The sequence below is a fragment of the Sediminibacillus halophilus genome (assembly GCF_900103695.1).
Classification (GTDB): Bacteria; Bacillota; Bacilli; order Bacillales; family Amphibacillaceae; genus Sediminibacillus; species Sediminibacillus halophilus.
Map to the genome: position 1 here is coordinate 29,114 of NZ_FNHF01000003.1, position 12,289 is coordinate 41,402.

The following is a 12,289-nucleotide window of genomic DNA, read 5'->3' on the forward strand; positions in this document are numbered from 1 at the left end:
GGCAGCAAGACCGCCATAAAGAACGGAGCTGCTGCCGCAGGATATAAAAGCAGACCTGTGGAATGGGACATCCTCATCAGTACTCTTTTTGTCTTGTTTTACTGTTCGATTCCTTTTTCATCAAAATACTTTTTAGCACCTGGGTGCAAATCAATACCTACTCCATCAAGAGCAGTATCCGCAGAGATAAATTCTCCCTTCGGATGGCTGATTTTATCGGTGTTTTCAAAAATGGCTTTCGTCACGTTATAAACAAGATCTTCGCTTAAATCGGCAGAGGTTACTAACATTGCCTGTACAGCAACGGTTTTTACATCTTCTTCAAGGTCGTAAGTACCTTCCTTGATTGTGTCCTCTGCATAATAAGGATGCGAATCAATCAATTCCTGGACTTTTTCCTCATCAAAACGTACGATGTTGACATCTGTCGTAGCAGCCAGGCTCTCAACTGCTCCAGTCGGAGTACCGGAAGTGATGAAAGCAGCATCGATGGTGCCGTCCTGAATACCGGAAGTAGAATCGCCAAAATCCAGGTCGCGTGCTTCGATATCATCCATGGAAAGACCGTAAACTTCCAGAATATCGGTCGCACTGGCATTTGTTCCGGAACCGGGAGCACCTACAGAGACAACTTTCCCTTCCAGGTCGGCAACGGTTTCAATTCCGGAGTCTGCTGTAGTGACAATTTGAATCGTTTCTGGATAAAGGGTTCCAATTGCCTGGATATTATCAATCTGATCACCCTCGAACATGACAGAACCTTCTGCCGCGTAAGCAGCAATGTCGGTTTGAGTGAAGGCAAGCTCGGCATCTCCGTCTCTCATTGTCTTCATGTTCTCAACAGAAGCACCCGTTGATTGTGCGTTTGCCTCGGCATTATCAAGATTTTCGTTGATAATTTGGGCAAAAGTACCGCCAAGCGGATAATATGTACCTTCTGTTCCACCTGTCAAAATGCTGAGAAATTGCGTTTCGCCGCTATCAGCGCTGTCGCCTTCTCCACTATCGCCACCGGAATCCGGATCAGCTTCCCCGCCGCCGCAAGCAGCTAGCAGCATGGATAAAGCAAACGACAAAACCAATATAAGTAACCATTTTTTCTTTTCCATACTCTTCCCCCTTTTAAAAATATACTTCATTATAGCAAACCCATTATTTTAAATTCAAATGTTATTTGTCCCCTCGACAAACTTCGAAGTTATTTTGCTTCCTTTCCTGCCCCTTCGATTCATAAAGTAGGGGAAGCAAAATCCAGCTGGATAGAACACAATTCATAAGAGAAGGGCAGAACGGTTTACTTTTTTCTAAGCAAAAAGAGGCCGGGACAAAAGCATGGCCACCAAATCAAAAACCGAATGAATTATAAAATTATAACTACCAACCAAATTCTTTCGGTTTTTAGTTGCGTATTCTTGTTATATCCTGTTGTTTGATGTGTGCTTCGAATCGCTACGGCAAGATACTACGCGTTCCACGGGCACGGCTTCAACTTCCTCGGAAAGCACCAACCGCTTTCTTGCGGGATTTTCAGCTCGTGCTGTTCCCGTAGGAGTCTCCGTATCTTGTCTTCGCTACGTTTTCGTGGCCTGATATCTACTTTACCAAGACAAGATGAACAGAACTGTATTCTTTTATTGGCTGATAGGTATCTAAATAGAGAAGAAGACAAAAAATAACACGGAGGTTCCTTTATTCTTTGGAAATTGGATAATAAGGATAAAGAAGTACTCCTGGTCTCCATGCGGCTTCGCTTTCTATCCGTAGCGGCATGATGCAAAACAGAAAACACACCAGAAGAAGGTAACTCCATCCAACGGAGGCAAGGTATGTAGACTCCAGCGGCATGAGCGCGAGCTGAAGATCCACTTGGCAAAGCGATATTCTTTGCCAAGTTAGCTGAAGCCGTGCCCGCGGAAAGCGAAGTACCTTGCCGGAGTTGAAAGTTGCGCTTATCATAGCATCGAATGTTTTGCTTTTTGCTCATCAAAAAAACCGAACGAATGATGATCGTTCGGTTTTCGTTTTGGTCACGATGCTTTTGTCCAGTCTACTTCTGATGATTATACGGAATAATTGGGAGACTCTTTGGTGATCTGAACGTCATGCGGATGGCTTTCCCGAAGCCCTGCACCCGTCATGCGAATGAACTTGGCTTCGTTCCGGAATACTTCCAAATCTCCAGCACCGCAATAGCCCATACCAGATCGCAAGCCACCGAGCAGTTGGTGAACCGTGTCAGCCAGCGGTCCCTTGTAGGCAACCCGCCCTTCGATACCTTCAGGTACCAACTTCTTGGTTTCTTCGCTCTCCTGGAAGTAACGATCCTTGGATCCCGACTTCATTGCCGATACAGATCCCATGCCACGGTAAACCTTATACCTTCTGCCCTGGAAAATTTCCGTCTCACCAGGGCTTTCTGATACACCAGCAAACAGACTGCCGATCATGACCGCATGCGCTCCTGCTGCCATTGCCTTGGCAATATCACCTGAATACTTGATTCCGCCATCGGCGATTATCGGAACACCTTGCTTGTGGGCCTGCTCTGCGCAATCATTGATTGCGGTGATCTGCGGTACACCTACTCCAGCCACGACACGGGTCGTACAGATAGAGCCGGGTCCAATACCGACTTTAATAATATTGGCTCCCGCTTCGATCAGTTCTTTTGTAGCCTCAGGAGTAGCTACATTACCAGCTATGATATCAATAGCCGGGTAGCTTTCCCTCACCTTGCGCACCTGCTCAATCACACCTTTGGAGTGACCGTGCGCCGTGTCGATGACAAGGACATCGACACCTGCTTCCACGAGCTTGGTTATTCTGGTCATAGCATCTGCCGTTACCCCTACAGCTGCCCCTACCAGCAGTCTGCCTTGGCTGTCCTTGGCTGCATTAGGGAATTCAATAACCTTTTCGATATCTTTAATGGTGATTAATCCTTTCAACACACCATGATCATCGACAAGCGGAAGCTTTTCGATTTTGTACTTTTGCAGTATTTCTTCTGCTTCAGTCAGTGTCGTTCCCACAGGAGCTGTTACAAGATGCTCGCTCGTCATTACTTCCGATATCTTGATGGAATAGTCCTGAATAAAACGAAGGTCCCTGTTCGTAATGATTCCGACAAGTACTTGCTCTTCTTTGTTGTTAACGATCGGAACTCCGGAGATGCGGAACTTACCCATTAAGTGTTCAGCATCGAAAACCTGGTTCTCTGGAAGAAGGAAAAACGGATTGGTAATTACACCGCTTTCCGAGCGCTTTACCATATCGACATTTTCAGCTTGTTCCTCTATCGACATATTTTTATGAATGACTCCCAAACCGCCCTGTCGAGCCATCGATATGGCCATAGCTGCTTCTGTTACGGTATCCATTCCTGCACTTATCAATGGCATTTTCAACTTGATATTGGATGATAATACTGTATCCAATGACACATCCCTTGGCAGCACTTCAGATTTTGCAGGCATTAACAATACATCGTCGAACGTTAGTCCTTCCTTGGCAAACTTGTCCTCCCTCATTGCTGGATCCTCCCTTTGATATCTTCTTATTGTTTTATGAAAAATTGGTTATCCTAAGCGTACACCAAAAACTTATTGTTATTTACAATACGACAACCCTTTTGCTTTTTCAAGCATTTCTAAACAAATTCCGGCAGCGGAAAATCTTACTAGCGCAAACAAGGAGAAGGAAGGGTTTTCAAGATAAAAAGTTTAAATAATCAGTTTTTTTAAAGCGGTTGGAAAGGGTCTTACTCATGTGGAAAAAAGAAGTAAATGACTTTCTTACGTATCTGAAATCAGCAGAAACTTCTCAAACCTATTTGTATCGTTGTTATCAAACCATTCACCTGGAACAAGCAGAAGCAAAAAGCTACCAGAATTGCTATCGTTTTCTTTATTACTTAGAGCACGGGCGCACGTTTTACGAGACAAGCAGGAATGCTCCGCTCATGGTAAAGCCAATTCTGCTTTTTTATGGCATGGTACATCTTTTAAAGGCCTGCCTGCTCACCAGGAGGCCGGACTACCCGGAAAATACAACGTTACTTGCCCACGGTGTGTCAACAAGAAAAAGAAAAAAACAACAGTATTCTTTTTGGAAGGACGAGGTAAAAATCCAGCATAACGGATTATTTCCTTACTTTTCTCATGTTTTATTTGATATAGACGCTCTCAAGGCGGGAAAAATAGCCATGCAACGTCTATTCGCCCATATTCCGGAAGTTAGCAGGCTGATCCGGTTCCATCATGGAAATACGCCGCTGATCAATATTGGCAGCTATGCGGAACAGCAACTACGCTTTCCTCTTTCTTGTCTGGATACTTATCATATGACCGAAACGAGTTTCCTAACGAAAATGGCCGCTTTCTTTCCTCCTTTTCTCGACAAAAAGACGACCAAAAATCATCTGGTCGTTGATTTGCCAGGACCCGTTTCCCCAGATTCTCATGGACCTGTTTTTATTAACTTGGAGGAGGAAGCAATATACTTTCCTTCTGGCAGAGATCAATTCACTGAATGGCATGAAATAATGGCACATTATTTGCTTCTTTACAATTTAAGCATGATTTGCCGTTATGAAACAGAGTGGTGGGGGGATTTACTGCACACTCTCCCAAATGAAGACCATCCATTTATCGTTCACTTTCTACAAGTCACTACTGAAAAAGTGCCTTTTCTGCTTGGCTGGTATTTGTATGACCAACAATGAAAAAGCAGCCCCTCTGTATAGCTAAGAGGGGTTCATTCCGGCCAATGGTATGCGCGGACACATGCTCAGCCACGGCACTACCGTTCTAGGACGAGAAAGTCCGCTACAGCATTTTACCAGGAGACACAGACCCAGTCGCCGAAGTTCTCGTTCGGTTCCCCCCTGGAATCAGTTGTCCTCCATTCCAATCTACAAAGAAGCGACGATCTTTATTCATTTTTTTAAAGCTAGGATGGTTTTTGAGCATCCTCCCATACAAAAAAGGCTTGAAAAAGCTTGGAAAGCCCTTCAAACCTCAGAATGTTAGTTCAGGATAAAATTTCTTCTATGTAGAGCGACCGGTCATCCTTCAAGGAGATAACCTGCTGGTCGGATTGGAGTCTAACCATTGGCCTTGTCGGATGTTTTGCTTCGATAAATACGATTTCTGCCTGTTGCTTGTTGGACAGAGTCACCTTGGTACCTGTTCCAAAATTCGTCAAACTGCTGACAAAGTTCTCTACTAAAGGATGGTCCAATTTACCAAATTGTTCATACAGCATTTCTTCAATAACCTTAAACGGGGACTGTGGTTTCTGATAAACACGTTCAGCAGTCATTGCATGGTAAATGTCACTGATGGCAATAAACCGGGCATATGGATGAATCTTCTCGCCTGCTACTCCGAGTGGGTATCCGCTGCCGTCCAGCCTTTCTTGATGCTGAAGTATGGCCAATTTCATTCCTTTGGAAAGGGAAGATACAGTCTCTACAAAGCGATAGGAGTAAACCGGATGCTTTTTGATTTCTTCGTATTCAGCCGTATTAAGCGGGCCTGCTTTAAAAAGGATACGATCATCGATTTTCGCCATGCCACAATCGGCTAGAAAGCCCGCTATGCCTATTTGTATCCATTCATGCTTGTAGTTGCTTTTCTTTGCTAAGAAGGCAGACAGCAATCCCACCATGACAGCATGATGGTAAAAATAGTCCTTCCCAGTTGAAAGCTTATGCAAATTATAAAGCCTCAACCCGATTTCATCGACTCTTTCCAGCAAAGGAACGATCAGCTTTCTGACTTGGTTGATCTGCAGCTTTTTGCCGTTCCTCCAGTCGGTAAACATCCGTTTGTATTGTTGGACCGTCCATATATAAAAATCGGTAAAAGGCAGGTCAGAAGGAACATTTTTTTCCTCAGCCTGGGCCTCTACGACCTCTTTTTTGCCGGGAATGTACGGTTTTCCATCTTCCAGGCGGGAAAACACTTCCACTTCATCGATAAGAAAACGATGTAAAATATCTATCAATTCATCAGTTAAAACAGTTTTTCCATGCATGATCGGGCGTCCGGTTTTACCGATAAGATCTTTGACAACCACACAGCCTGGAACTAACTGAGACGGATGCACCTTCACCTTTTTCCACCCCTTTTATCCGTATGTAATCAACTTCTTAATGTGGCAGAACGGGCTGATCTGTTTGCATCAGTCAGCCCGTTTCCACCTGGAATTTATTTTGCTTTATTCTTCTTCTTCCGCTTCTTCTTCCAGAACCTCTTCTACTTCTTCAGGTTCGACCGGCACTTGTTCGTTTTCATTGACGGTTTCCGGCGGTAATTCTTCCTCGATTTCTTCCTCTGTTTCGATTCGGGCCACCGTCGCCACTTCTTCACCTTCCTGTACTCTGATCAAGCGGACACCTTGTGTGTTACGGCCAGTAATCGAAATTCCTTCGACCGGCATCCTGATCAACACACCTGCTTCGGTGATGATCATGATATCTTCCTCGCCTGTCACCGCTTTGACTGCTACAATCTTGCCGGTTTTATCGGTAAGGTTGGACGTGAATATTCCTTTCCCGCCACGGTTGGTTATCCGGTACTCTGCCGCAGGAGTTCGCTTTCCATACCCCTTGCTGGTAACATTCATGACATGCAGCCCATCTTCGATGATTTCCATCGAGACTACCTTATCGTCACCTCTTAAGGAAATTCCTTTTACTCCCGAAGCAGTACGACCCATAGAACGGATTTGATCTTCAGGAAAACGGATCAAATACCCATTTTGGGTTCCAATCATAATATGCTTCGTCCCATCTGTCAGTCGTACAGATATTAATTCGTCGTCCTCGCGAAGATTGAGTGCGATCAATCCGCCTTTACGGATGTTGGCGAACTGAGACAACTGGGTTCGTTTCGATATCCCTTGTTTCGTCGTAAAGAACAAGTAATGATCGTCCTTGAACTCATCCACCGTAATAACAGCATTGACCCATTCATCTTTTTCGATTTCCAAAAGGTTGATGATCGGTATTCCTTTGGCTGTTCGTCCGAATTCAGGGACCTCATAGCCTTTGGAACGGTAAACCTTCCCTTTGTTCGTGAAAAAGAGAATGCGGCTATGGGTGGAAGCAGAAACTAAATGTTCTACGAAATCATCATCGTTAGTTCCCATGCCCTGGATGCCTCGTCCTCCGCGCTTTTGTGCACGGTAAGTGGAAGATGGCAAGCGTTTGACATAACCTTGGTGCGTTAAGGTGATGACGATGTTCTCTTCTGGAATAAGATCCTCATCCTCGATGAAATCTGTTCCGCCTATAACAATCTCGGTCCTTCTTTCATCACTGAAACGCTCTTTTATTTCCGTTAGCTCTTCCCGGATGATTTCCAGCACTTTCTCATCATCTGCCAGGATGGCCCGCAGCTCTTCGATCAACTTGATCAGTTCCTGGTACTCTTCTTCGATTTTTTCTCTTTCCAGTCCGGTTAGACGCTGTAGTCTCATATCCAAAATGGCCTGTGCCTGTTTTTCAGATAGTTCGAACTGATTCATCAAACCTTCTCTGGCGATATCGGTCGTTTTAGATTGGCGAATTAGGGTAATTACTTCATCAAGATGATCAAGGGCAACCCGCAAGCCCTCCAAAATATGCGCTCTAGCTTCGGCCTTTTTCAGCTCATAAGCTGTCCGGCGTTTGATTACCACTTTCTGATGCTCCAAGTAATGCTGGAGTGTTTGTTTCAGATTGAGAACTTTTGGATGACCATCCACCAATGCCAGCATGTTGATGCCGAAAGAAGTCTGCAGCGCTGTTTGTTTATAAAGGTTGTTTAAAATGACGTTCGGATTGGCGTCTCTGCGCAGCTCTATGACCACTCTCATGCCTGTCCGGTCGGACTCATCACGCAGGTCGGTAATACCCTCCAACCGCTTGTCCCGCACTAGATCAGCGATTTTTTCCACTAGTTTCGCTTTGTTCACCTGGTATGGCAGCTCCGTCACAATAATATCGGACTTACCATTTGCATGTTCTTCAATCGTCGCTTTTGCCCGGATGGTAATCGATCCCTTACCGGTTTCAAACGCTTTTCTGATTCCGCTTCGACCTAAAATCTGGCCTGCCGTCGGAAAGTCTGGGCCAAATATATGGTTTTCCATCAGTTCCTCGATTGTAATATCAGGATCGCGGCTGACAGCAAGCACTGCATCAATCGTTTCACCCAAATGGTGCGGAGGGATATTGGTCGCCATTCCTACCGCAATTCCCGAAGCACCGTTGACAAGCAGATTAGGAAAACGGGCAGGGAAGACGACAGGCTCTTTTTCTGAACCATCATAGTTATCAGTATAGTCAATGGTATCCTTGTTGATATCCCTCAGCAGTTCCATCGATATTTTCGACATTCTTGCTTCCGTATAACGCATGGCGGCTGCGGAGTCGCCATCGACGGATCCGAAGTTGCCGTGCCCGTCAACGAGCATGTAACGGTAACTGAAATCCTGTGCCATTCTAACCATCGCTTCGTACACGGCAGAGTCACCATGCGGATGGTACTTACCGATAACTTCTCCAACGATTCTCGCCGACTTTTTGTATGCTTTATCAGCATGCATACCTAAGTCATTCATCGCATATAAAATACGTCTGTGTACTGGTTTCAATCCGTCCCGGACATCGGGAAGGGCTCGTGAGACAATAACACTCATGGCATAATCCAAAAATGAGGTTCTCATCTCCTGGCTAATATTTATTTCTTGAACTTGCGGACGTTGTTGATCCACCATGGGATTACCTCCTAATCAAAATGAGGAAGAGAGACTTGGCCATAGGAACGCATAATCGTTGAGCAGGGCATTCCATTACAAGCCAGTCTCTGCAAAATGTTTCTCTATTTCGTTACGTGAAAAGCTGGGAAATCAAACATCCAGATTTTTGACGTATTGAGCATTATCCTGGATAAAGTTCCGTCTCGGTTCTACTTTGTCGCCCATTAATACATCAAATATCTGATCGGCATCCATCGCATCCTCCAAGCCTACTTGAAGCAGTGTTCTCGTATCAGGGTCCATGGTTGTTTCCCATAACTGGGTTGCGTTCATTTCACCCAATCCTTTATAACGCTGCAATCCAGGCTTCGGTGCCTTTGGAATTTCGCCGAGGATGCGCTCCATTTCTTTATCATTATAAGCATAGTAAGCTGCTTTACCTTGCTGTATTTTATATAAAGGCGGCTGGGCAATATAAACGTATCCATTCTCGATCAACGGACGCATATAACGATAAAAGAACGTCAATAATAACGTACGGATATGGGCACCGTCGACATCCGCATCCGTCATGATCACAATCTTGTGGTAACGCGCTTTGGAAATGTCAAAATCTTCACCGATTCCTGTTCCAAGCGCCGTGATGATCATCCTGATTTCGTTATTGGATAAAATTTTATCCAAACGCGCCTTTTCTACATTGATGATTTTTCCCCTCAAAGGAAGAATCGCCTGGAAGTGACGGTCTCTCCCTTGTTTTGCAGAGCCGCCGGCAGAGTCTCCCTCTACGATATACAATTCACTGATAGAGGCATCCTTAGAAGAGCAGTCGGCAAGCTTTCCGGGCAAATTGGAAATCTCCAGCGCCCCTTTACGTCTGGTAAGCTCTCTCGCCTTTTTTGCTGCTATTCTTGCGCGGGAAGCCATCAACCCTTTCTCGACAATCGTCTTGGCCGAATCGGGATTTTCAAACAAAAATTTAGAGAACATTTCACTAAAGGCCTGATCAGTGATCGCCCTGGCCTCTCCATTGCCTAATTTTGTTTTCGTCTGACCCTCAAATTGAGGATCGGGATGCTTGATGGAAATGATGGCAGTCAACCCTTCTCTGACATCATCTCCCGATAAATTCGGATCACTTTCTTTGAACATGTTGTTTTTACGGGCATAGTCATTTATCACGCGCGTCAGCCCGGTTTTAAACCCGGATTCGTGGGTTCCTCCCTCATAGGTGTGAATATTATTGGCATAGGAATAGATGTTGCTGGCAAAACCATCATTGTATTGCAGTGCCACTTCCACCGTAATTTCTTCTTCTTCTTTTTCTGCAAAGAAAGGTTCGTGCAGCACTTCTCTGGACCTGTTCAAATGCTCTACATAGGATTTTATCCCGCCCTCGTAGTAAAAGGTCTCCGGTTCTCCATCCTCGCGCTTATCTTGGATGGAGATGGTAAGTCCTTTATTCAAGAATGCTAACTCACGAAGGCGCTGGGCCAGCGTATCATAGTTATACCGGACCGTATCAAAAATTTCCGGGTCAGGCTTGAAATGTGTGCGTGTGCCGGTTGTCTCCGTTTCACCTATTACTTCCAACTCACCATACGGTACGCCGCGTCGGAAGCTTTGATGGTGGATTTTTCCGTCCCGGTGCACATACACGTTCAATTCAGTCGACAAAGCGTTTACGACCGACGCCCCTACACCATGAAGACCGCCAGATACCTTGTAACCGCCGCCGCCAAATTTTCCTCCTGCGTGCAGGACGGTCATGATTACTTCCACTGCCGGACGACCCGTTTTTTCCTGAATACCGACCGGAATTCCGCGTCCATTGTCCGTCACTGTGATACTGTTGTCTTTTTCAATAAAGACTTGAATCGTATCGCAGTAACCGGCAAGTGCCTCGTCGATACTGTTATCAACGATTTCCCACACCAGATGGTGCAAGCCGCGTTCATTCGTGGATCCAATATACATACCAGGTCTTTTCCTGACAGCCTCTAAACCTTCCAACACCTGAATTTGGCTTTCATCATACGTTTGCTCATTTACTATATTATCTGCCAACTCTTTCACCTACACTTCTCAAGGGTTTGATCCTTTGGTTTCTATTCTTCAAAAGACTCCGAGTAGTCTTCTAATTTACTAATCGTTGAAATCATGCTCGCCCGCTTTTTCAAAGTAAGCACGGACAAGGGACTGTAATAAATATGATTTGTTGTGATAACAATTGATTTTGTCCCTTCTTCCGAGGGGTCCAGCACGTTTTTGTTTTTGCGCTGATTGAAAAGCATTTGCTCATTAATCGTGGAGGAGGCGACTATCTGGTGGTCAATAATGGCGACCACTTCCTCCGAACGAATAACATTATCATCTCCAATATGAATAAACAACGTTTTCCCCCATTTCTACGTGACGAGTTTTCCATTTTCAATGTGGAATAGTTCTGCCTTTTCCAATGTTTCGTGTTTAATGCCATCCACACTGGTGGTTGATACAAAGGTTTGTACCTTTCCCTGTATCGTGTTCAGCAAGTGAGATTGTCGGAAATCGTCCAGTTCACTAAGTACATCATCAAGCAGCAGGATAGGATATTCACCGACTTCATTGTAAATCAGCTCTATTTCAGCCAGCTTCAATGAAAGAGCAGTTGTGCGCTGCTGCCCTTGAGAGCCGTATGTTTGCACATCTTTGCCATTGACAAGAAACAGCAGGTCGTCGCGGTGAGGTCCAACAAGCGTTGTCCCTCTCTCAATTTCTTTGTCCTCAACCTCCGCAAAACGCTGCTGGTACATACTTGTTATTTTTTCCCTATTACTGTCTTCTGATACCTCAATCGTGCCCTGGTAGTTAATTTCGAGTCGTTCAATCCCGCGGCTGATTCCCTGGTGAATGGGATCGGCCCATTTCCTTAATAATTCCAGGAAGGTAAATCGTTTTTCTATAATAAAGGCTGCATGCTCAATCAGCTGCTCTGTCAATACTTGCAACATCGTTCTGTCGGTCTGCTGCTTTCTTTGTAAACTTTTTAACAAATGATTGCGTTGTTTAACGATTTTTTGGTATTGAACTAAGTGATAGATATAGGTGGGCTGAATTTGTCCGATTTCCATATCGATAAAGCGCCTGCGGACCTGTGGACTGCCTTTCACAAGGTTCAGGTCTTCCGGTGCGAACATAACCACATTCATCGCTCCGATATAGTCACTCAAGCGCCGCTGCTCAAGATGATTCAGCTTGGCTTTCTTGCCTTTGGAAGAGATGATGATTTCCAGGGGGAAGCTTCTGTTTCTTTTTGTGACATTCCCCTCTATTTTAGCATATTCTTTCTCCCATTGAACAAGTTCTTTGTCTCTCGGCGTCCGATGTGATTTCGCGAAGGCCAATACATAGATGGCCTCCATCAAATTCGTTTTGCCTTGGGCGTTTTCCCCGATTATGACGTTAACTTTATCATCAAAGGTTAATTGCATTTGCTCATAATTCCGGTAATTCTTAAGGGCTAGTTGGTTGATATGCATCCGAATTCCCTTTCTTCTCC

At 44.9% G+C, this 12,289-nt stretch carries 8 protein-coding genes; 1 reads left to right on the top strand and 7 read right to left on the bottom strand.

What is annotated here, in order from left to right; genetic code table 11:
- Positions 1–98: 98 nt before the first annotated feature.
- On the bottom strand, positions 99–1,109 hold the full coding sequence (locus BLR82_RS10785; RefSeq protein ID WP_074599213.1) for a TAXI family TRAP transporter solute-binding subunit: 1,011 nt from the start codon (positions 1,107–1,109) through the stop codon (positions 99–101).
- Positions 1,110–2,060: 951 nt separating this feature from the next.
- Positions 2,061–3,530 carry an IMP dehydrogenase gene (gene guaB, locus BLR82_RS10790; RefSeq protein WP_074599215.1) on the bottom strand — a complete coding sequence of 490 codons (1,470 nt, stop codon included), beginning with the start codon at positions 3,528–3,530 and terminating at the stop codon, positions 2,061–2,063.
- A gap of 236 nt (positions 3,531–3,766) precedes the next feature.
- Here guaB and BLR82_RS10795 point away from each other — a divergent pair, with 236 nt between their 5' ends.
- Complete coding sequence (locus BLR82_RS10795; RefSeq protein ID WP_074599217.1) at positions 3,767–4,723, top strand: YaaC family protein; 957 nt, start codon at positions 3,767–3,769, stop codon at positions 4,721–4,723.
- 308 nt (positions 4,724–5,031) lie between these two features.
- Here BLR82_RS10795 and BLR82_RS10800 read toward each other — a convergent pair whose 3' ends face one another.
- The 5 genes from BLR82_RS10800 to recF all read right to left on the bottom strand — a co-directional run bounded on the left by BLR82_RS10800 (position 5,032) and on the right by recF (position 12,269).
- Positions 5,032–6,117, bottom strand: coding sequence for an HD-GYP domain-containing protein (locus BLR82_RS10800; RefSeq protein ID WP_074599219.1), 1,086 nt, complete (start codon positions 6,115–6,117; stop codon positions 5,032–5,034).
- A gap of 105 nt (positions 6,118–6,222) precedes the next feature.
- The gene (gene gyrA / locus BLR82_RS10805) at positions 6,223–8,766 is read right to left on the bottom strand and encodes a DNA gyrase subunit A (RefSeq protein WP_074599221.1); all 2,544 of its coding nucleotides are present in this window, start codon (positions 8,764–8,766) and stop codon (positions 6,223–6,225) included.
- Positions 8,767–8,898: 132 nt separating this feature from the next.
- Positions 8,899–10,815: a DNA topoisomerase (ATP-hydrolyzing) subunit B gene (gyrB, locus tag BLR82_RS10810; protein WP_074599223.1), complete on the bottom strand. Its 1,917-nt coding sequence runs from the start codon at positions 10,813–10,815 to the stop codon at positions 8,899–8,901.
- Positions 10,816–10,856: 41 nt separating this feature from the next.
- Positions 10,857–11,141, bottom strand: a complete 285-nt coding sequence (remB, locus tag BLR82_RS10815) for an extracellular matrix regulator RemB (RefSeq protein WP_074599226.1) — start codon at positions 11,139–11,141, stop codon at positions 10,857–10,859.
- A gap of 15 nt (positions 11,142–11,156) precedes the next feature.
- Complete coding sequence (gene recF / locus BLR82_RS10820; protein ID WP_074599228.1) at positions 11,157–12,269, bottom strand: DNA replication/repair protein RecF; 1,113 nt, start codon at positions 12,267–12,269, stop codon at positions 11,157–11,159.
- Positions 12,270–12,289: the final 20 nt, after the last annotated feature.